Below are 22,461 nucleotides of genomic sequence, written 5' to 3'. Positions count from 1 at the left end.
CTAGTCAGTAAATGTGATTAATTTGTAGTCAGAACTAGTCATAAGAGCTGTTACCATCAAAAGTCATGTTCATATTGAATGAAGGCTCTTCATCAGTAAGACCGAATAGGAATATACGATGGGTGCTTTGGTCAACAAATTCAGCGGCAGAGTCAAAATCATAACTCACGTATTCGTAGGTAACACCATCACGAGTTTCTTCTTCGTCACGACATCCCTGATTAGATCCAAGGTCGCCAAATGAGATTCCATCAAATGATGCTTGCATATCGTTACAAGTGATACTGCCAGCCATGTTTTCAACCCATAAGTCTGCATCAGCAACACCATTGCCGTTATCACTTTGGTTTCGCATTTGCGCAGTGATATGCAATTCAACATATTGGCCGTTGATCTTTAACGTTGTAATTTGCGAAAGATCATCCCAGTTTAAGGTAGAGCGCTGATTGATGCGACTTTCGGCTTCTTCTTTGTCATCAATAGCCTCAAACATCGCAACATGAGTAGATTGATCGGCGTTTTGTTCAACGCTTCTCACCATAAATCGAGTTGCGTCGCCCTGCTCTGAGGTATGTTTGATTTCCAAGGTCATTGGGTCTTCACCATTTTCGGCAATGGTAATAATATCACCATCAATAGTGTAGCTACCGCTTGCTGTCGATGAAACAGGAGCACAACTAACGGTCAAACTCTCTGAATGTCCAGTATCGCCGAGGAAGAACTGACCATCTTCTAAACGGAAAGAAACACAATGGCTTAGGTTGACTGCACTTCCCCACTCAGGCGTTTCGATAAAGAATAAGTCTTTAGCTTCAAGAGGATGCAGCGATTCCGCCGCAATTTCTGGTACATCAAAGGTGACTTTTTCTGATAGGCCTGTTTGTGTATCTGTAGCCGTAATCCAGACTTTGAAATCAACGTCGTAATCTTCACTCGCTTTGGTTGGCGTACCAGTGAGTGTAAAAGTCTTGGCGTTTTCGTCTTTCGTGAAAGAGAGACCATTTGACTCAAGACTCGAATCTAAGGTGATTGCAAAGTTATCGTGGTTAAATAGTCCGGCGTAGCTAATAACGTACTGAGCTTGAGATGGTACTTCTTCTCCTTCTGTTAGAGACCAATTTTCTATCTGTTGTTCAATAACGTCATAGTGATCGGTAACTTCAGGTGCGCTAGCGTCACCTTTATCCACATCTAAAGTGAAAATTGCGCTTGTTGCATTGGTATCGTTTGAATTACCAACGTGTACCACAATTCTAAATTCGCCCGCTTTCGCGATAACTTTAGTATCGCTCACGCCAATATTAAGCTGAAAGTCCGTAGAAGAGGCATAAACTGCTTCGATATTGCTGCCGGAAAGACTTGCGGCATCAATTTTAATTAGCTCGGAAGTAATGACTGCATCTTTATCCACAAATAGTTCAGTAAGGTCGAGTCTAATGAAATAGTCCCTTGCTCCCGGTGTGCCAATTTCTAAATCAAGCTCGTCCAGTTCATCTTGGATTCGTTGCTGAACCTCTGCACTAACGGTTGTTTTGAAGCTGAGTGTACTATTTGTTTGCGGGTCACCATCCACGCTCGTGACATAAGTTGGGTCTTTTTGTTGTTCTTCTGTAAGTGTATCAACCAATAGTTTAGCTTCTTTGGCGATCTCTTTCGCTTTGGTTTGGTAAGCGGTTGGATCTTCGCCTTTTGAAGCGGTTAGAACTTGCGCGGTTTTATGTAACAGAGGATCGGCTTGATTGCCACTGACGAAGTCTGTGTATGGATCGAAACTTTGCTCTTCAACGCCATCATTAAATGCTTTGCTGACCTCTAAAATCGCTTCCGCTTCAGTTAAAGAGCTGTTTGCCGCCATTTCTATGGCAACTAGGTCGGTGATTGGTGATATTACATCTGATGAGTTTGGTGCTCGGAAAACCAATGGTTTCTCTACCGGTTGACCAGGAAAATCAGAATCGACAGTGAATAAGTTAAGGTTAAGCTCATTGGCTATCAGTTGGCTAGTGAAATCACTGTTGTCGCCGTTTAATATTTGCAATGCAAGAGTTCCCTGTGGTTTTGTCTCTCCTACGTTGAGCTGGCCATTTTTATCTGTTAAGCCAAGGACCTTGTCCGAAACATCCCACTTACCGTCATTATTTTTGTCGATAAAAACCACTGCGTTTTCGAAGTATCCGTCAAAGCCTGTAATAGTGACGCCGCTATTTCCTGATGAATTGTCGCTAGAGCTGCCACTTCCATCTCCACCGCCACAACCTGTTAAAGCCACGGCAACTGACGCTGCTAGTAAACTCAGTTTTTTCATTCTGAATTGTCCCTTTTAATTATTAGTGTGATTTATATCTCGACCCGTTTTTGGTACTTAAGTTTATTAAACTAAGTAATTGTTCAATTTTTAGTTGGTTTACGAATCGCTTTCAAGGGACGTAAAGCAGACAAAAAGCCGTAAAACAAACTCGATTTTTTTTACTTTTGTGTCGTGGTTCAATCGAAAATTGGACAACGAAGGTTAGGTTTAACTTGCTGAGTTAAATAGTACTAGGTGGTTGATGAGTTTATTTTTAATGGCTATTTGAGAATTTAAGAAAGCTTGGGCTTTAGTACCCAAGCCATATGATGACGTATACGAATCATGCCATTTGCGCTTGAAGCCAGCTGCGGGAAAACTTGAGGTCTTTCTCTACTAAGCTTGGGCTGCATTCGAGCAGTTGACCGATTTCGCCATTTTTTAGCCCCATCAAGTACTTGAGTTTAATCGCTTTGGATTGACGGGGGTATTTTAGGCTAAAGTGATCTAATGCTTGGTCTACGACAATTAACTCTTCAAACGCTTGCTGCTCATCTTGAACAATGGTGGCTGTTTGGCGCTTTTTCGCCAGTTGTGAGCGAGCGTTATCGATCAAAATTTGGCGCATGACAGTCGCCGCCATTAAGTAAAAATCACGCTGATTTTGGATGTCACTTAAATCACAGCTCGACATTTTTAGGTAGGCATCATGGATTAATGCGGTCGTGCTACTCACGCTATCCAGTAATACCTTATTGTCCTCACCATACTTGCGCGCGTTTCTTTCCCGCTCTTTTTGTGCCACTTTACGCAGTTTTAAGTAGGCAAATTGGTAGAGTTGATTCTCGGCGTGTTTGTCGCCAGCTTGCCACTGCTGGATGATGTGAGTAATTGTGGATTCCATATCGATTAATTTACTCCGGTGATTTTTTGGTATTCAGAGATCGCGTAAGTATCGAGTTGCTCCATGCCTCGCGCTGATTTGGAAAGGGTTTGTTGATAGCGATATAAAATGCCTTTGTCCCAATGTTTACCAACGGGTAGGTATTCCCAAGTGGTGTAATTTGGGGTGTGAGTCTGCGGCTGTCGCCAAGTGACGGTGATATTAAACTGTTCTAAAGATGCGTTATTTGAATCGCTGTCGACCCACCACATATCAGGGTAGAGATGGGTGACATCGGTATCATAATTATCGATCTCAAGTGGGCATTGTTCATTGTTCAATGACGCGGAATGAATCGTCCCTTGCTTGATCAGTAAGCAGCTTTTTTCAATTTTATCAGTCAAGTACGAGGTTTGCTGCCAAACCCCTTCATAGTTAAAAGAGCTGCTCTTTTCTACTGGAAAGGTGAACCACAGATCTTCACTGCGATTAGCATGGCGGATATTTCCTTTTGGACCTAGCCCTTGCAGTTTCTCCATGACCAATTCGGTGCTTGGGTCAAAATTAATCGCAATAGAACGATATTTTTGGTCACCATCATCGTTATAGTCGTCAATGGCAAAACCGTTGAGCTGCTGTCGGGTGCAGCCACTTACTGCGCAATTATATAGCCCATAGGTCAGATCGATTTCAGATTTTGGGGTCACTATGGGTTGCGTTGCGGTGCTTGGTTCGAGATAGCAGCCATCGAAATAGTCCCCAGTCTCTGGGTATTCGATAAGTGAGTCTTGCAGTATTTTATAGCTTTGCGTGCCAATTGGAGGCTGGTAGTCAGGGTGCTTACGCAGCTTTAAATCGAGCGCGCAAATACGACCGCTGTAATCACGTTTTTTGACTACGATGTAACGAAAGGTTTTATTAAGTGGCGAGAAAACAATTTCATCAGAGTTGAATTTCTGGCTGATGTATTGCTGGCTTTGATTGAGATGTTCTGCGGCTTCTTGTATTGAGGGCAGATCCAAATCCAATTCCCTGATCGCCGCTTCATCAAGACTGTTCAAGTCGAGTTTTTGCAGTTGACGTTGAAACTCTGGTTGAGAGATTAAGTCACTGAGTAAGATGATTTCCTCTCGATTCTCAGGAGTACTATCCAGTGCGAGCAATAACCGCGTGATATTAATGCTGCGACTTGGTTTGGTTGTCACTGCGGTGGGCGTAACAATCATCTGCGCAGAGAGTTTACTGAGCAAATAGCTTTGCTCGCTGCTACCGAGATAAAAATTAACGATATCCCCATTTCTAAATTGGAATGCACCTTTTTCGGTGGTGCCGCTTAAATTAGAGCTGGTGCTATAAAATAATCCTGTCACCGGAGCATCAATAAAGTAGCCTGTTTTCACCTCTGCTTGGGCTGGGAGATCGAGCGTAAGCCCCAACAATGCGAGTGAAGCTTTAGCGCTTAGGGCAATGGGTAGCTTGTTCATTTTCGTCACGGGTTGTTCTCCAAGGCTAAGCTGTATGGGGTACTGGATGAGGTCATCATTGCCAACAGCATTTTCTGTTTGATATGCGCGGGGATTTCCGGATTGGCGAGTATTCGGCGTCTAGTGAGGTCAAGCATCGCACTGGCTGGTATATCGTGCAGTTGTTGGCTTTTGGTATTGAACATCATGCTGGTCACTTCAAACATCATGTTCTCTGCAATCCGTTTTTCTTGTTGCAACTGCTGATTTTTAGCGACCAAAATGGAGCTAAATAGTGTCGCAGAGAAAGTCAGAAACAGGGCGAGTGAACAAGTGAGTGGATGGCGTTGAAATAGACGAAGCGCTTGGTAAACGGGTTGCGATCTACGTAGAGAGATAGGCTGTCGCGTCAAAACACATTCAATATCATGTTGGAGTTGGGCGACACTCTGATAACGTTCTTCAGCCAAGAGTTTGGTCGCTTTGTTGATGACCGCTTGTAAATCGTGGTTGATTTTTGTTTCCAAGAGCAGCCACTCAAGCAGTTTACCGAGTGAATAAATATCACTACTGGGCGAGAGTCTTTCTCCCGCTTGTTGTTCTGGGCTGGCATACTGACGGCTAAAGGCTCGAAACCCATCTTGCTGTTGGTTAATGTTTTGAGTTAGGTTGAAATCAATCAATTTCGTTTGTTGTTGATGATCAATCAATATGTTTTCGGGTTTGAGGTCGCCATGCACAATATTTTGCTGATGAGAGTGTTCGATCGCAGCGCAAATCTGACCAAATAGCATGAGTTTGTTGCGTTCACTGAGGTTGTGACTTTCGAGATAATGAGCAAGATGGTCACCCTCAATTCGCTCCATGACGAGATACACTTGCTCATCATAAATCCCCCCATCGAACACCTTCGCAATGTGAGGGTGATTGAGACGCGCCAGTAACTGTGCCTCAGCAAATAGCGCTTGTTGCGGCAAGATGTTGGCTAAATCACTGTGCAAAAGCTTGACTGCCAGCCGCTGTTCAAAGCTCTTATCAGCTCGAGTGGCGGCATATACGACCCCCAGACCACCACGACCAATTTCAGACTCGATCAGGTATTTATCAATCTGTTGATTGCTATGATCGACTTGATGTTTGGTGGTACTGCTGACGTTAATATGAAAAAGCTGCGTTAATCTTTGGGAAGATTCTGCATTAACTAAACGCTTTACCTTGGCATATAAAGAAGGATTTTCTTTTTGCAAGGCACTCAAGCGAGCCTGTTTGTGACTTTCTTCTAGGTCGAGCAGTGAGTAATAGATATTTGTTGAGCTGGTTTCTATATTCACTGGTTTTATAATCAATTATAGGTATATCTGATTAACATAGGTTAACCAATAATAATAACAATTACTTAACTGTGTTTCGTTTTTGAGAAGGTATGCACCCATGTATTGGACTGGAGAGTAAAACCAGGCACAGAATGGTTTGGTTATTGGATCAACATGCTAAGTATTGTGGTGAATAGTGTAGAAAGGGATAGAGCGCGAGAATATGACTAGTTGGAAGTTTGGTTCGGATACATGAAACACTTCGCACGAAAGTGCTAGATGGTTTCAGTGTTACATCGTTTTACTTTGTGGCGATCAAATCAACAATTTCGCAATTACTTTTCAATTTAGTAATGATGTAAAAAAGCCATGCTTTTTATAAATGCATGGCTTTCGATTTAGTACGCTATGGTAGTGATACGACTGGCAAGCCGCGTACTGCTACTTAACGCATCGTAACGAATTCTTCCGAACCCGTTGGGTGGATAGCGACTACTGAGTCGAAATCTGCTTTGGTTGCGCCCATCTTCATCGCAACGCCAAAGCCTTGGATCATCTCATCCACTGCAAAGCCAATACCGTGCAGACCGACAACTTTTTCATCTTCGCCAGCACACACAAGTTTCATTTTGCATGGTTGACGGTGTTGGGTTACAGCTGTGTACATCGCGGTAAAACCAGAGGTGTAAACCTTAACGTTCTCTTCGCCGTATTGAGCAATCGCTTCAGGTTCCGTTAGACCAATGGTGCCAATCGGTGGGTGGCTGAATACCACTGTTGGGACTAGCGCGTAGTCCATTTTTGCGTTTGGCTTGTTGTTGAATAGACGCTCAGAAAGCTGACGACCCGCTTTAACCGCAACCGGTGTAAGTTCGATACCGCCTTCCATGATGTCACCAACACAGTAGATGCCAGGTACGTTGGTTGCTTGGTACTCATCTACTTTGATGTAGCCACGTTCGTTGATTGCTACACCCGTCGCGCTCAGGTTGATCGCATCGGTTGCTGGGTGACGACCGATTGCCCAAATGAGCTGGTCAACATTTTGGCTCTCACCGTTTTCTAGATGTAGCGTTAGGCTGCCGTCCGCTTCTTTAACCACTTCTTTTGGTACAGAGTGGGTATGCAGCGTTGGACCTTCTGCGTTCATCACTTCTACCAATGTTTCGATGATCATTGGATCAAAACTACGTAGTGGTGATTCTTTACGGCAGAATAGGTGCGTATCAGTGCCAAGTGCACTCAGTACACCCGCAATCTCAACCGCGATGTAACCTGCACCAACCACAGCAACGCGTTTTGGTTGCTCTGCAAGGTCAAAGAAGCCGTTTGAATCAATGCCATATTCCGCGCCTGGGATGTTTGGAATCGTAGGACGACCACCGACTGCGATAAGGATGTGATCAGCCGTGTATAGTTCGCCATCCACTTCGACAGTTTTCTCATCAACAAACTTAGCAAAACCTTTGATAACGTTTATTTTGTTGTTGCCAAGCACGCGGTCATAAGATTGGTGGATGCGACCAATGTAAGCCTGACGGCTTTCTACCAATTTGCCCCAGTCGAAACCTTTTACGTCTACATCAAAACCGTAATCTGGAGCGTATAGGTTCATCGCTTCAGCGATTTGCGCGCCATGCCACATCACTTTCTTTGGTACACAACCTACGTTTACACACGTACCGCCAAGGTCTTTTGCTTCAATCAGAGCTACCTTAGCGCCATACATTGCTGCACGGTTTGCTGATGCGATGCCGCCGCTGCCGCCGCCGATACAGATATAGTCAAAATGAGTCGCCATTACTTTCTCCAAGAGCTTATTAATTTTGTCTGACAACAGTTACATTGGGGTGGTGAGTTATAAACTCAACATCACCATATCAACTGCTATCCATCCTATGTTGCTATCATAAATCGAGTCTAGCAATTTGCTAAATGGGAAAAAGTGATATTGCTTATGACAAATAGCGATGAGAGTCATATAAAGGGGAATAAGCGGATAAAAAAACGCAGCGAAAAGAGTCGCTGCGTTCTAAAGATGATGGGATTATTCCGGTACAATCCAGTCGACTTTCCAGTGACCTGTTGCCGGTGCAATAGCTTCTTGCAGGAATGGCAAGATTTCTTGCATTTGGCTCTCTAGCTTCCAAGGCGGGTTAATTACAATCATGCCCGATGCCGTCATGCCACGCTCATTGGTATCTGGAGAGACGCCCAGTTCAATTTGCAGGATCTTGCGAATGCCAAGCCCTTCCAAGCCTTCAATCATATCTTCGATATCACAGCGATTCACCACTGGGTACCAAATTGCGTAAATGCCGGTTGCCCAGCGTTTATGACTTTGATAAATCGCTTGAACCACATCGCGATACTCTTTCGCGAGCTCATAAGGTGGATCAATCAGCACTAAGCCGCGACGTTCTTGTGGCGGTAAGCTTGCCTTAAGACGTTTAAAGCCATCTTCTTTGTAGATGCTGACTTGGCGATCGCGTTCGAACTCTTGTTCAAGTAGTGGATGATCACTTGGGTGAAGTTCGGTTAACACCATGCGGTCTTGTGGGCGGATTTGCGCACGCGCTACACGTGGTGATCCTGGGTAGTAACGCAGAGTTTCACCGTTATTGAGGGTTTTGATCGACTCAATGTAGCTTTTGATATCTTCAGGGATATTTGGGTTGTCCCAAATACGTGCGATACCTTGTTTGTATTCGCCGGTTTTTTCTGACCATTCGTGGGTTAGGTCATAGCGACCCACACCCGAGTGGGTATCGTGGTAAACAAAAGGCTTATCTTTTTGCTTTAAGGCATCAAGGATAAGGCTTTGCACAATGTGCTTAACAACATCGGCATGGTTGCCAGCGTGAAAACTGTGACGATAACTCAGCAAGTGACACTCTCGAAACGGTCTTTTGACCATAATCTTAGGATTAACAATTGCGCTTAGTATATACCTAACTCAGTGAGAGGGGCAGTATTGGCGAATCGACCTAAGCCGGTTTTTTACTTAGCCAGTGCCTTTATTTCGCTGGGCTTGTGAGCATAATCATCGAGATGACTATTGAAAATCACTTAACTTACCTATATTTAACATAGACGTGATTATTAAATTTCAAACGAACTCGTCAGTTCGCTTTGTGCAAACATAAGGAATGCATTATGTCTAATCCGCTTCTTACCTTTACCGACTTACCGCCTTTCTCTCAGATCAAACCTGAGCATATCAAGCCTGCAGTCGAGCAAGCGATTAGCGATTGCCGTGACAAGATTGAGCAAGTAATGGCAAACGCTAGTGAGCCAACTTGGGAGTCTGTTGTTGCGCCAATTGAAGAGATGGATGATCGCCTAAGCCGCATTTGGTCACCAGTGAGCCATATGAACTCAGTGATGAACAGCGATGAGTTGCGCGAAGCGTACGAAAGCTGCCTACCTATTTTATCTGAGTATGGTACCTGGGTTGGTCAGCACAAAGGTTTGTTTGATGCGTACAAAGCGATTAAGAGTAGCGATGCCTTTGTTACATTAAGCCAAGCGCAGCAAAAAACCATTACCGATTCACTGCGTGACTTTGAATTATCGGGTATTGGTTTGCCAGCCGAAGAGCAACGTCGTTACGGCGAGATCAGCAAACGCATGTCTGAGCTAGGCTCGCAATTCTCTAACAATGTGCTCGATGCAACCATGGGTTGGACAAAGCACATTACCGACGAGAAAGCGTTAGCGGGTATGCCTGAGTCTGCACTCGCTGCAGCGCAAGCCGCCGCGCAAGCGAAAGAGCTTGATGGCTACCTACTGACATTAGATATTCCATCTTACCTGCCAGTGATGACTTACTGTGATAATCAAGCGCTGCGCCAAGAGTTGTACGAAGCGTACGTAACGCGCGCGTCTGATCGTGGTCCAAACGCAGGTAAATGGGACAACAGTGAAATCATCGCCGAGAAGCTGAAACTGCGTCATGAAATTGCACGTATGCTGGGCTTTGGTACTTACAGTGAAAAATCACTGGCAACCAAAATGGCGGAAACGCCAGAGCAGGTACTGGGCTTCCTCAATGACTTAGCCACCAAAGCAAAACCGCAAGGTGAGCGCGAAGTGGAAGAGTTGCGTCAATTTGCTCAAAGTGAATTTGGTGTCTCTGAGCTCAACCTTTGGGATATTGCTTACTACAGCGAAAAACAGAAGCAGCACTTGTTCCAAATTTCTGATGAAGAACTGCGCCCTTACTTCCCAGAGCAGAAAGCCGTGAGTGGTCTGTTTGAAGTATTGAACCGCGTCTTCGGTATGACAGTGACCGAGCGTCAAGGGGTCGATACTTGGCATGAGTCAGTGCGTTTCTTCGATATCTTTGATAGTGAGAAGACACTGCGTGGTAGCTTCTATCTTGATTTGTACGCGCGTGAGCACAAACGTGGCGGTGCCTGGATGGATGACTGCCGTGGTCGCCGTATCACACTGGATGGTGAACTACAGACCCCAGTAGCGTATCTAACCTGTAACTTCAATAAACCGGTCGGTGACAAGCCAGCGCTGTTTACTCATGATGAGTTAGTGACGCTATTCCACGAGTTTGGTCATGGTATCCACCATATGCTAACGCAAGTGAACACCGGTGCAGTGTCAGGTATCAATGGCGTACCATGGGATGCGGTAGAGCTACCAAGTCAGTTCCTAGAAAACTGGTGCTGGGAAGAAGAAGCGCTAGCGTTTATCTCTGGTCACTATGAGACCGGTGAGCCACTACCAAAAGAGATGCTCGATAAAATGCTCGCGGCGAAGAACTTCCAATCGGCGATGTTTATTCTGCGTCAGTTAGAGTTTGGCTTGTTTGATTTCACGCTACACACAGAATATGACCCAGAAGTCGGTCCACGCGTGCTAGAAACGTTAGCTGAAGTGAAGTCGAAAGTTGCCGTACTACCAGGTCTAGAGTGGAACCGTTTCTCGCACAGCTTTAGCCATATTTTTGCAGGTGGTTACAGCGCAGGTTACTACAGCTACCTATGGGCAGAAGTGCTTTCTTCAGATGCGTTCTCACGCTTTGAAGAGGAAGGTATCTTTAACAAAGAAACCGGACAAAGCTTCCTCAATAACATCCTAGAGATGGGCGGCAGTGAAGAGCCGATGGAACTGTTTAAGCGTTTCCGTGGCAGAGAGCCGGAGATTGATGCTTTGTTACGTCATTCTGGCATCCTAGCCTAACCCTGCCTATTTGGCGCTGTAGCGTTGTTGTCCTACGCTCGCAAACCTCATCACATAGTTTGTCTATGTTCAGAGGCTTTGCTCCTTGGACGCCTAGCTACAACGCCAACTAGTTTGGCTGAGTGTTGAATTAGATTGATTAGAAATATTAAAGCCTTCCGATTGGAAGGCTTTTTTGTATATGCTGGGTAGTGAGTTAGTTTTGCAACTTAGCTTTAATTAGCTTGTCGAGGGATATTGGACCGGGTCCCCAAACGATGACGATTAAGATCATTAAGCCCCACAGCTGGTGGTCATAGAAGCCTTTTTCCCACAGTAATGGGTAAGAGACCACAGCGATAATATTGAAGACAAACAAGATGGCTGCCATTGGGCGAGTGAGTAAGCCGAATGCGAGAAATACGGGCAGGATAAGCTCGGCGGCAGTGCCCATATACGCGGCTAATTCCCAAGGCAAGAGTGGCACTTGGTATTCCAACTCAAACAGGTAGAGGGTGCTATCCCATGAGCTGATTTTTATCAGACCGGAATTAAAAAACACCCAAGCGACCCACAAACGGCAAAATAGTAACAGGAGTGGAACGAACACACATTGCAATTTGCCGATCAGATCATCATAGGTCTCAAGCATGGTTTTGGTGGTCATGGTGTTCTCCTTAACTTGGGTTTGATTGTTGGGATAAGGAAAACCCAGCAATCAAATTGAGTTCAATCAGTTGATTGAGGGCGGTGAGATAAACGGGGTCGATTTCTTGTAAGGTGAACCCTTTAGCGATGCTGGTAAGCAGTTGATAGACCTCTTCTTCAACCGCAAGATTCCAGGATTCTCCTGTTTGATTGCAAGCACATACACCTTGTTGTGGACGTTGAATATCCAGCTTGGCAAGCTCATCTGGGTTGTGGAAAATCGCTTGATAGAGAGCAAAAGTGGCATAGGTGCTAGTAAATAACACGACATCTGGATAGAGCTGAAAACGAATTTGACCATGCTGATCGACAGGTAATGTGGCAAGTTGGTCGAGAGTGTGGCTGCCGAGCGGTTGGCGCGAAAACCTTTGTTGTGTTAAATCCAATCCCCATTCAAAACGAGCCACGTCTCCGATATAAGGAGCGGCTTGGATCACCGTAGGAAAAGTGTTGAGTGACTGGTCAAAATGTTCGCCATAATGGGTAACGTCGCCACTGGTCAAAGGATAATTAAGCACATGGTGGCGCGCGATTTGCGCGAAGCACTCTTCTCCCAATAGAGCCTTCACCATAGGATACGTTGCCTCCAAAACTTCGCTTAAGCTCATCACGAAGTTATTGCGGTAGATCTGCATGCGCTCGTCTGCACTAAAGTGGTCACTGATAATTTGGCACTCTTCGCCTTTCGCTTGGTAGTGTAAGGCGCTAGCAAATTGATGTTGCATCTCAGCAAGCTTCATAGCGCCTCCTTGAATGACGCTTTTGTCTCACAACCAATTAGGATTTGGCTCGCTTTACGTGCCTCGCCGAGCAATACCTCTGGCGTTGGAATATCTAAATCCCACTCAATGAGTGTGTGTCGTGGACCATTGTGGTGAATCCAATTTTGAAATAGTTGCCAAACCTCATTACTGACAGGGCGGCTGTGGGTATCAATCCAAATCTCGCCTTTCTCTAGTTGTTTAACGGTAAAACCTGCCAAATGAATTTCATCGACCGCGTGGCTTGGTATGCCGTTGAGGTAAGTTTCGCAGCTAAAGCCATGATTGAAGGCGGAGACATAAATATTGTTAAAATCGAGCAGCAAGCGGCAATCGGTTCTGCGCTGCACTTCAGCGAGAAACTCCCATTCAGTAATGATGGAGTGGGCGAATTTTACGTAGCTCGATGGGTTCTCGATTAGCAGTGGGCGCTTAAGTGCGTCTTGCACTTCCAGCACATTGCGACAAAACACGCTTAAGGCTTCCTCTGTATAGGGAAGAGGCAGTAGGTCGTTAAAATAGTGCCCGCCATTTTCACTCCAACTTAAATGATCAGAGATTAAGATAGGTTCAATGTCATCGACTAAATGACATAGCTGTTTAATATGCAGCGGATTCACTCGTTCAACGCTACCCAGTGATAAACCAATACCATGACAGCTTATTTGGTAATGATTGCGGATTTGGCGCAGTTGCTGGCGAGCAATTGAATCTGGTTTAAAATAGTTTTCACTGTGGATCTCGAGCCAAGAGAGTTGCGCAGGCTCAGTTAAAAAATAGTCGATATGAGGTGAGCGTAATCCAACTCCGATTGATGGGTGAAAGTGTGTCGTCGTCACGGTTGATCCCTAGCAAAAATGGCGTGAAAGAGATGACGCGCCGTTGAGCTCAGCGCGTCATACAAGACTTAAGCTGACTCTGTGCTACCACCAACCAGCTTTTCACATAGACCTTTCGGAACCACCACAAATGCATCTTTCTGACCATCTTCTTTAGCGGTACCAGCACATGAGCTGGTTTTGGTTGCGCAGTCATTTTTACCTGCTTTAGATACGCCATAGCATTTCTCTTTTTCAGCAGCGACCGCTGGTGCTGCCGTAAGCGTACCCATAGCCAGTAGACCCGTGATTGCAGCAGTTACAGCTAGATTAGACTTTTTCATAGTAGATTCCTCAGACTGATTTCCTTGATTAAATTTGGCAGACTGTTCAACAGTTTGCTCACTTAATAGGATAGAAAAGCCGCCAGAAAACTTTCATAAAATTTATTTTTGCTAGCCAAATGATGCGGAATTGTTATCTAATTGTTTGATGGCAAAGCAATAAAAAAATGGAAAAAAATTCTCGGTTTTCTGCATATATCACCTAGCTGTTTAGGTTATAATCAACTTTTATGTATAAATAACCAGTAGCTTAGCCATGATGGATCCCTCTTTACTTCTCGACGGTCTAAACGATAAACAGCGTGAAGCCGTTGCAGCTCCAATTGAAAACCTGCTTGTTCTTGCTGGAGCAGGGAGTGGTAAAACTCGTGTGCTTGTTCACCGAATTGCTTGGCTGATGTCTGTTGAGCAAGCGTCGCCTTTCTCGATTATGTCGGTAACCTTTACCAACAAAGCCGCAGCAGAAATGCGTGGGCGTATCGAAGAATTGATGATGGGTAGTGCATCAGGCATGTGGAATGGTACTTTCCATGGTATCTGTCATCGCATTTTGCGTGCTCATTATCTGGACGCTAAGCTACCGGAAGATTTCCAAATTATTGATAGTGATGATCAGCAGCGCTTGCTCAAGCGTTTGATCAAAGCGCAAAACCTGGATGAAAAGCAGTGGCCACCTCGCCAAGTTTGCTGGTGGATTAACGGCAAGAAAGATGAAGGTCTGCGCCCGCAGCACATAGATGCTTATCACGATCCTGTGACCAAGACCTATTTGCAGCTTTATAGCGCTTATCAAGAAGCGTGTGATCGTGCAGGTTTGGTTGATTTTGCCGAGATCTTGCTGCGAACTCACGAGTTATTACGTGATAAGACGGCAATTCGTGAACACTACCAAGCGCGCTTTAAACATATTTTGGTCGACGAATTTCAAGATACCAACAATATCCAATACGCTTGGCTACGCATGATGGCAGGTCCAGATACGCGCGTAATGATCGTTGGTGATGATGACCAATCTATCTACGGTTGGCGCGGGGCGAAAATTGAGAATATTGAAAAATTTACCCTTGAGTTTCCAAGTGTAAATACCATTCGTTTGGAGCAAAACTACCGTTCGACCAAAACCATTCTAGAAGCCTCGAACACTCTGATCGCCAATAACACTGAGCGTATGGGTAAAGAGCTATGGACTGACGGCAATGTGGGTGAACCGATTTCTGTTTATGCCGCTTACAACGAGTTAGATGAAGCGCGCTTTGCGGTTGGTAAAATTAAAGAGTGGCAAGACAAAGGTGGAGCTCTGAACGATACGGCAATGCTGTACCGTAATAACGCCCAGTCACGTGTGTTGGAAGAAGCCTTGCTGCAAGCCGGTCTACCGTACCGAATTTATGGTGGGATGCGATTCTTCGAACGCCAAGAAATTCGTGACGCATTAGGTTATATGCGCCTGATTAATAACCGTGATAATGATGCGGCGTTTGAGCGTATTGTGAATACACCAACGCGCGGTTTGGGTGATAAAACCTTAGAGACGGTTCGTTTTGCTGCGCGTGATCGTGGTTGTACCTTATGGGAAGCCAGTATCGCTCTAATTGATGAGAAAGTACTAACTGGTCGTGCTGCTGGTGCACTAAGCCGCTTTATTGAGCTGATCAATGCGCTGGAAGATGACACTTGTGAAATGCCAATGCATCAACAAACTGACCATGTGATCAAATACTCGGGCTTGTTTGCAATGTATGAGCAAGAGAAGGGTGAAAAGTCTAAGGCGCGTATTGAGAACTTGGAAGAGTTGGTGACAGCAACGCGCCAGTTCGAAAAACCTGAAGAAGCGGACGAGATGAGTGAACTCACCGCTTTCTTGACTCATGCTGCATTAGAAGCGGGTGAAGGTCAGGCGGATGAGTTTGAAGATGCGGTGCAGCTAATGACGCTACACAGTGCAAAAGGTCTAGAGTTCCCAATGGTGTTTATGGTTGGCGTCGAAGAGGGGATGTTCCCAAGCCAAATGTCTGCAGAAGAGGCTGGTCGTTTGGAAGAGGAGCGCCGTCTTTGCTACGTAGGCATGACTCGTGCGATGGAAAAACTCTACATTACCTACGCTGAGATGCGCCGTTTGTATGGTCAAGATAAGTACCATAAACCGTCGCGCTTTATTAAAGAGTTGCCAGAAAGCTGCTTAGATGAAGTGCGTATGAAAGCGCAAGTGAGCCGTCCTGCTAGCTCAGGTCGCTTTAGCCAAACTGTGGTGAAAGAGAGCTTCAACGAAACAGGTTTTAGCCTAGGCTCTCGCGTGCTACACCCGAAATTTGGTGAAGGTACCATCATTAATTTTGAAGGCAGTGGTCCACAAAGCCGTGTGCAAGTCGCTTTTAATGGTGAAGGCATCAAGTGGCTAGTCACCGCTTATGCTCGATTAGAAAAACTCTAATCAGCAGACATGATTGAATTAAAAAGGCGTGCTTCGGCACGCTTTTTTAGTATTTGGCCTATGGGTGTCCAAAAGCTAAAAAAGCTGTACATCAAGCATGGGGTGTTAATTAAGTCTTTGTTATTAAATGATTTAATCTATTCGTTTTTAACTGATCTAATTCGCTTATCATGAGCAAAATACTTTTTAGCTGTACAGATTTAGCCTGATCATATTGAGCAATGGTTTGTGGCAAAAGATGGCTATTCCGAGTAGGGAGCTTGAGTAGTGCTCTACTGTAAAATTCGATGTGCTGCCTACTAATTTATTTGTAGGTAATTTTGTCGATTATTCTCGTCTTAGAACGTGACACTTCAAAGTAGAGGAAGTTTTAGTTAGGCGATAAATAAGCGAATCCCCTGAGCAATACCGTACCTACCAATCTATTTGCAGCTGATGCTAGGCGGCAATTGAACGACATCCCTGAGCATAGTTTGCTATGTGATGGGAGGAGAGAAAGCAGCCAACAACGCAGCAGCAAGAAATAGGCAGGTAGAAGAAAAAGAAAAACCCCGAGGGCAAAAGCCCATCGGGGTTATAGTCTTACTCGCAGCAATCCGGCTACTAAAAGTGCTCCATGCATCAAATCCATGATAGTGTGCTGTATTCCTTCAGCATAATCCTTTCGTCGCCGTCCTAGCGGTGTCCTTGACCTTATCCTGGTCTGCTAACAATCCTCGTTAGCTCTCATCACTTGATCCCTGAGCGGTGTCCATGACATCATCCTGATGTTCAGTCCTTGCCTCGTCCAGAGGTGTCCATTTCCCATCCTTAGTAGCAACCATCCTAGTCACTATTGCGTCCGTTCAATGTCCAATTTGCTTTCCATGCCGACTATTCATCCTGAATAACCGTATCTTCTTCCTGAAGATTACCTAATCCTTGGTAATTTCCTGTTCCATGTCAGTATCCTTCCGACAGGGTTAATATTACGTCTTTCTCACTTTAGAACAATCTAGCAAAATCGCTTATTTTTCTTAATAACTGTTCAAATTTAACTCAACCTGAATAATAACAATGACTTATGATTTTTGTTTTGCTCTTTTCTGCGCGACTATCCGATATATCCGCATCCTTTTGTAAGAGATCTCGCACAAGGATGCGGGCTGATCGATGATCGACTATCCGATTAGTAATGTGGTGATATCTGCTACAGAGCTAAATAAAATAGTAAAACCAATCACTGAGAACATAATTCCGCATGCGCCATCGATATATTTGGCTGCATTTTGCATTTTCTTTTGCAGTCTAGAGCTGGAAAGTAGCCAAGCAAGCAGAGAAAACCAGACCAAGGACAATCCCCACAAAATCACCAGTGCGATGCCTTTCCCACCCCAAGACATACCAACGGGTACCAAGCTCGACATCAGACTGACAAAAAACACCAACGCTTTAGGATTGAGAATGTTAGTGGCAAAGCCGCGTGAAAACGCTTGGCGTTTGCTGGCTAATAAGTAGTGTCCAGAGGTTGCGAGATTGTCGGGTTCGCTTTTTGGTGCATTCCTGCTTTGCCATAAACCATGTAAGGCACCAAAACCTAAGTAAAGCAAATAGCTACCACCAAGCAGTTGTACAATCGCGAACAATCCAGGATGCTGCTGAACCAGATAGCTAACCCCCGTCAGGCTAAATATTGAATGCAGCAGAATGCCGAACGAGAGGCCAAGTGCAATGTACAGACCGGTTTGGCGACCATAGCGAGTGGTGTTTTGTACCACTAAAGCAAAGTCAGGACCGGGACTCATTAAGGCGATCCAGTGAACCGACGCCAAGGTAGCAAGAATAGTAATTTCGTTCATAACAACATTTCTATATCAGCAACGTGCGTTGCTGGTTTATTAGGTAAATAGAGATGGGGTTATTATCGGGCGTTACAGTAAGCAAAGCTTGTAAATTATGATCACTGCTTTTGCGAGATACTACGGAGCGACTTGTTTTGGGGTGACACCAAAATTGGTTTTGAATGCTTTAGTGAAGTGGGCGTGGTCGTAGAAACCAACATGGTGAGCGACCTGAGTGGCGCTTTGACCCTCACGCAGCAGTTTCATCGCGTATTCGAGACGCAGGCGAGTTAGCCATGCGTATGGCGTCATACCCATTTGAGCTTTAAAGTGGCGTTGAAACTGAGTTGGGGTCAGTTCGCACAGCGTCGCTAATTGTTCGAGCCTAATTGGTTGGTCGATATGGTGCCAAATAAACTCTTTGAGAATTACGGTGGATTGTGTACCTAATTTTTGTACTTGCGGAGGCTGACCATAGCCGTAGTGTTTGAAAAGTTGCTCAAACCCTTCCAGCGGTAGGCAATCTTTGGCGAGTTGGCTAAGGTTATCGTTAGCAAGCAACTGATGGAGTTGGTAAAGTTGCTTGAATATCGCCGGATCACTGAGCACGGATTGGCGAAAGGTCACAATCTGTTTGTCCTCTTTATCACTCGCCAGATCTGAGAACCAGTGTGGATCAAGAGAAAATACTTTGGTGTGGTAGCCACTGTCCAATACTGAATGACCATCATGTAGCTCGTCAGGCTGCATGATCACTACTTGCCCTTGTCCTACGTGATGGGTGCAGCCTTGGTGATGAAACTTCTGCTCGCCTTGAGTTATCAAACCAATATGAAAATCGAGATGATAATGGCGCTGAAAGCTAAAATGCTGGTAGCGCGCATCAATCAAATTGATCGATTCACTGATGGTATTGCGATAATTGGCGTGTTCCATAATAAAAAAGCTTGGTGAAATTATCACCAAGCTTATCGTTGAAGGTTTGCTTTGTCTTGTAAAAAACGATCAGACGTTAGCGATTATTGACGCTGTTTTGTGCTTGAGCGGCTTTCTTGTTACGGCGGCTATTGCGTAAGCCGTCAAAACTAAACACCACCAAAGCGCCCCAGATAAAGACGAAAGTTAACGCTTTATCCAGAGAGAATGCTTCGCCATATACTGCGACAGCAAGTAGGAACATTAAGCTTGGACCGATGTATTGGAAAAAGCCGAGTGTCGAGAGTTTCAAACGCGTTGCAGCACCCGTAAAACACAGCAATGGTAAGGTCGTGATCACGCCCGCTGCGATAAGCAGTAGATTGAGGCTCATTGGGTTCTGAGTAAAGTCGGAGGTAGCTGAATTGGCAATCCACAAGACATAGATCAGCGCAGCAGGTAGCAGTACCAAAGTCTCAATAAATAATCCCGTTTGTGCATTGACGCTCACTTTCTTGCGCAGTAGCCCGTAAAAGCCAAACGTACAGGCAAGGGCAATCGCAACCAGTGGTACAGAGCCAAAAGCAATCAACTGAATCAATACGCCGGCAGCGGCTAGGGCAACCGCAACCCATTGCATTTTTCGCAAGCGTTCGCCAAGAAACAGCATACCTAACAACACGTTAATCAGTGGGTTGATGTAGTAGCCCAAGCTGGCATCTAGCATATGGTTCGCGTTGACCGCCCAAATGAAAATAAGCCAGTTAACCCCAATGAGAATCGCGGATGTGGTTAAATAAATTAGCTTGCGTTTGTCGCAAAAAATGTCTCGAACCGATCGCCAATGGCGACCAAAATGGAGTAACGCGGCAAGCAAAAAAAACGACCAAATGACACGATGGCTTAGGATTTCTAGCGCTGGGACAGCACCTAAGGCTTTGAAGTATATCGGTGCAATTCCCCACATAGTGTAGGCACTGATAGCCAGTAAGACGCCTTGGCGCGATCGTTGTTGCTCTTCTTCTGTTGTCATACAAAGATCACTGTTTGAATAAGATAGGAACGGATTTGCCAGTATAAGATCCGGTTAAGAATTCTCCTAACATTTGCAGTTTAATTCACCATCATTCCCCACTACAATGTGCCCCCAACCTCATTATGAGAAAACAGAGAGATTCAATGACCTCAACATTGCTTGCCCAATCTGACGAACAGTCGCTTATCACCGCACAAAATGTGCTTGAGCAAGTGTTCGGCTATCAAAAATTTCGTAGTGGGCAAGAGCAGGTGATTGAATCAGCCATTGAGGGGCGTGACAGCTTAGTCATCATGCCGACCGGTGGCGGTAAATCGCTTTGTTATCAAATTCCAGCGTTAGTACGCAGCGGGCTGACTTTAGTTATTTCACCATTGATTTCATTGATGAAAGACCAAGTTGATCAGCTTAAAGCCAATGGTGTTGCGGCGGAGTGTGTTAACTCGACGATGTCGCGAGAAGAGCTGATTTCTGTCTATAACCGCATGCACAGTGGCAATCTCAAGTTGGTGTATGTCTCACCTGAGCGCGTGTTAATGCGCGATTTTATTGAGCGTTTAGAAAGCTTGCCGCTGAGTATGATCGCTGTCGACGAAGCGCACTGTATTTCTCAATGGGGACACGATTTCCGACCAGAATATGCCTCACTTGGTCAGCTTAAACAGCATTTTCCTTATGTACCTGTGATGGCATTAACGGCAACGGCTGACGATGCGACGCGCAAAGACATTATGAGCCGTCTGCAATTGAATCAGCCGCACGAGTATTTGGGCAGTTTTGACCGCCCGAACATTCGCTATACCTTGCTCGAAAAGCATAAACCCGTCTCACAGATCATTCGTTATCTCGATACGCAAAAAGGCAATTGCGGCATCATTTATTGTGGTAGCCGTAAGAAGGTTGAGATGTTGACCGAGAAACTGTGTAACAACCACATTCGTGCAGCCAGCTACCACGCGGGTATGGACGCCGATGAGCGAGCATACGTGCAAGAAGCGTTTCAGCGCGACGATATTCAGATTGTGGTGGCGACAGTTGCCTTTGGTATGGGAATTAATAAACCCAACGTGCGTTTTGTGGTGCATTTTGATATCCCACGTAACATTGAGTCTTACTACCAAGAGACTGGGCGCGCAGGACGTGATGGTTTACCCGCAGAAGCGATGATGCTGTATGACCCGGCAGATATTGGTTGGCTGCGTCGTATGCTTGACGAAAAAGACGACGGACCACAAAAGCAAGTGGAAGCGCATAAACTCAATGCCATGAGTGCTTTTGCCGAAGCGCAGACTTGTCGTCGTCAGGTGCTATTAAATTATTTTGGCGAATATCGTGATAAGCCGTGTGGTAACTGCGATATTTGTTTAGATCCGCCTAAGCATTTTGATGCCACCCAAGAGGCACAAAAAGCGCTCTCTTGCGTTTACCGCGTTAATCAAAGTTTCGGCATTGGCTACGTGGTTGAAGTGCTGCGAGGCATGCAGAACATTCGTATACGTGAGCATGGGCACGATAAAATTTCCACCTATGGTTTAGGGCGTGATCATAGCCATGACTATTGGGTGAGCATTTTCCGCCAGTTGATCCACAAAGGAATGCTGTTTCAAAACATCACGCGTAATTCGACATTGCAACTAACTGAAGAGGCACGTCCTCTGCTGCGTGGCGAGATGAGTTTAGAGTTAGCCGTGCCTCGATTAGATACGGCAGTCAGAGCAGCGAAATCCGACAAACTGACCAGTAAGAATTACGATAAGAAGCTATTTGCTAAATTGCGTAAGCTACGTAAGTCGATTGCTGATGAAGATGGCTTACCACCGTACGTGGTATTCAGTGATGCGACTTTGATTGATATGGCGGAAATTTTGCCGACTTCGTACGGTGAAATGTTAGCCGTTAATGGTGTCGGTCAGCGTAAGTTAGAGAAATATGCTGATCCATTCTTAGATCTTATTCAGGAGCATATTACTCACCATGGTTAAGCAAACGGATTTTGGCTTGATGGAGTATCAAGCGGAGCAGGGAAGAATCATCGTGCGTGCGCCAAGCTTTGATTTTGATTCCTTTCCCGCCTTGGGTGAACGCCTGCTGACAATTTTGTCGGCGACCGTTGTTGAGAAACAATGCGATGCAGATCTTCACTCTTGGTTGATTGATTTTGAAGGCTGCCAGTTGTTCCTTAAAGCGGAGCATTACAGTGAAAGTGTCTGGCTCGAATCACTAGCGGGAGTATCGAACCAAGAAGAACTTGAGTATTTGGCGGGTTTATTTCGCACTGAATTTGATCTGATCTAATTAAGATTATCTGGGTGATTAAAAACCATCTTGCAGCGCAACTTGGTTAATGTATAATCGCCCGCCTTGCTTATTGACGCCAATTGATGCGCACTAAGCGGTTTTGTTTAACATTGTTGGTAAGAGTTCACTTGGTTTATTTCGCTGGAAAAGACTAAGTTGATTCGATTTGGGTTCCCTCACCCCCAAACCAAACTAAAAAGGTATCG

The 22,461-nt window shown here is 45.2% G+C and carries 17 protein-coding genes; 4 read left to right on the top strand and 13 right to left on the bottom strand.

Translation table 11 applies throughout. The features are described from left to right. Positions 1-34: 34 nt before the first annotated feature. The 6 genes from GZN30_RS12490 to GZN30_RS12465 all read right to left on the bottom strand — a co-directional run bounded on the left by GZN30_RS12490 (position 35) and on the right by GZN30_RS12465 (position 8,833). Positions 35-2,305 (bottom strand): hypothetical protein, encoded by a 2,271-nt coding sequence (locus GZN30_RS12490; RefSeq protein ID WP_075647738.1) that lies wholly within the window; start codon positions 2,303-2,305, stop codon positions 35-37. 325 nt (positions 2,306-2,630) lie between these two features. Beyond that, positions 2,631-3,191 (bottom strand): ECF-type sigma factor, encoded by a 561-nt coding sequence (locus GZN30_RS12485; RefSeq protein WP_075647739.1) that lies wholly within the window; start codon positions 3,189-3,191, stop codon positions 2,631-2,633. Between the two features lie 5 nt (positions 3,192-3,196). Further along, positions 3,197-4,654 (bottom strand): chromosome partitioning protein ParA, encoded by a 1,458-nt coding sequence (locus tag GZN30_RS12480; RefSeq protein ID WP_075647764.1) that lies wholly within the window; start codon positions 4,652-4,654, stop codon positions 3,197-3,199. A 5-nt stretch (positions 4,655-4,659) separates the two neighbouring features. Further along, a complete protein-coding gene (locus GZN30_RS12475; protein ID WP_075647740.1) occupies positions 4,660-5,964 on the bottom strand; it encodes a serine/threonine protein kinase in 1,305 nt (434 codons plus the stop codon). 427 nt (positions 5,965-6,391) lie between these two features. Beyond that, on the bottom strand, positions 6,392-7,747 hold the full coding sequence (gene gorA / locus GZN30_RS12470; protein WP_075647741.1) for a glutathione-disulfide reductase: 1,356 nt from the start codon (positions 7,745-7,747) through the stop codon (positions 6,392-6,394). A 246-nt stretch (positions 7,748-7,993) separates the two neighbouring features. Next, a complete protein-coding gene (locus GZN30_RS12465; protein WP_075647765.1) occupies positions 7,994-8,833 on the bottom strand; it encodes a 23S rRNA (adenine(2030)-N(6))-methyltransferase RlmJ in 840 nt (279 codons plus the stop codon). A gap of 269 nt (positions 8,834-9,102) precedes the next feature. Between GZN30_RS12465 and prlC the strand changes: the two genes are divergently transcribed. After that, a complete protein-coding gene (gene prlC, locus GZN30_RS12460; RefSeq protein ID WP_075647742.1) occupies positions 9,103-11,145 on the top strand; it encodes an oligopeptidase A in 2,043 nt (680 codons plus the stop codon). Between the two features lie 196 nt (positions 11,146-11,341). Here prlC and GZN30_RS12455 read toward each other — a convergent pair whose 3' ends face one another. The 4 genes from GZN30_RS12455 to GZN30_RS12440 all read right to left on the bottom strand — a co-directional run bounded on the left by GZN30_RS12455 (position 11,342) and on the right by GZN30_RS12440 (position 13,755). Further along, entirely contained in the window at positions 11,342-11,791 is a 450-nt protein-coding gene (locus GZN30_RS12455) for a DoxX family protein (RefSeq protein WP_075647743.1), read from the bottom strand. Positions 11,792-11,801: 10 nt separating this feature from the next. Then, complete coding sequence (locus GZN30_RS12450; protein ID WP_075647744.1) at positions 11,802-12,572, bottom strand: HvfC/BufC N-terminal domain-containing protein; 771 nt, start codon at positions 12,570-12,572, stop codon at positions 11,802-11,804. Further along, complete coding sequence (gene bufB / locus GZN30_RS12445) at positions 12,569-13,432, bottom strand: MNIO family bufferin maturase (protein WP_075647745.1); 864 nt, start codon at positions 13,430-13,432, stop codon at positions 12,569-12,571. The genes GZN30_RS12450 and bufB overlap by 4 nt, the downstream gene beginning before the upstream one ends. 68 nt (positions 13,433-13,500) lie before the next feature. Then, the gene (locus tag GZN30_RS12440; RefSeq protein WP_075647746.1) at positions 13,501-13,755 is read right to left on the bottom strand and encodes a BufA1 family periplasmic bufferin-type metallophore; all 255 of its coding nucleotides are present in this window, start codon (positions 13,753-13,755) and stop codon (positions 13,501-13,503) included. 256 nt (positions 13,756-14,011) lie between these two features. On the opposite strand from GZN30_RS12440, the gene uvrD reads away from it, so the two are divergent. Further along, positions 14,012-16,186, top strand: coding sequence for a DNA helicase II (uvrD, locus tag GZN30_RS12435; RefSeq protein ID WP_075647747.1), 2,175 nt, complete (start codon positions 14,012-14,014; stop codon positions 16,184-16,186). Between the two features lie 1,160 nt (positions 16,187-17,346). Here uvrD and GZN30_RS12430 read toward each other — a convergent pair. From GZN30_RS12430 to rarD, 3 genes are all read right to left on the bottom strand, one after another. Next, positions 17,347-18,024, bottom strand: coding sequence for a LysE family translocator (locus GZN30_RS12430; RefSeq protein ID WP_075647748.1), 678 nt, complete (start codon positions 18,022-18,024; stop codon positions 17,347-17,349). A gap of 120 nt (positions 18,025-18,144) precedes the next feature. Then, positions 18,145-18,942, bottom strand: coding sequence for a helix-turn-helix transcriptional regulator (locus tag GZN30_RS12425; RefSeq protein ID WP_075647749.1), 798 nt, complete (start codon positions 18,940-18,942; stop codon positions 18,145-18,147). Between the two features lie 76 nt (positions 18,943-19,018). Beyond that, on the bottom strand, positions 19,019-19,954 hold the full coding sequence (rarD, locus tag GZN30_RS12420) for an EamA family transporter RarD (protein WP_075647750.1): 936 nt from the start codon (positions 19,952-19,954) through the stop codon (positions 19,019-19,021). A gap of 146 nt (positions 19,955-20,100) precedes the next feature. Between rarD and recQ the strand changes: the two genes are divergently transcribed. Both recQ and GZN30_RS12410 read left to right on the top strand, forming a co-directional pair. Continuing rightward, a complete protein-coding gene (gene recQ / locus GZN30_RS12415) occupies positions 20,101-21,939 on the top strand; it encodes an ATP-dependent DNA helicase RecQ (protein ID WP_075647751.1) in 1,839 nt (612 codons plus the stop codon). Then, positions 21,932-22,252 (top strand): DUF3630 family protein, encoded by a 321-nt coding sequence (locus GZN30_RS12410; RefSeq protein WP_075647752.1) that lies wholly within the window; start codon positions 21,932-21,934, stop codon positions 22,250-22,252. The genes recQ and GZN30_RS12410 overlap by 8 nt, the downstream gene beginning before the upstream one ends. The last annotated feature ends 209 nt before the right edge of the window (positions 22,253-22,461 follow it).

The sequence above is a fragment of the Vibrio ponticus genome (assembly GCF_009938225.1).
Taxonomy (GTDB): Bacteria; Pseudomonadota; Gammaproteobacteria; order Enterobacterales; family Vibrionaceae; genus Vibrio; species Vibrio ponticus.
This window is presented reverse-complemented; position numbering and strand designations above follow the sequence as displayed.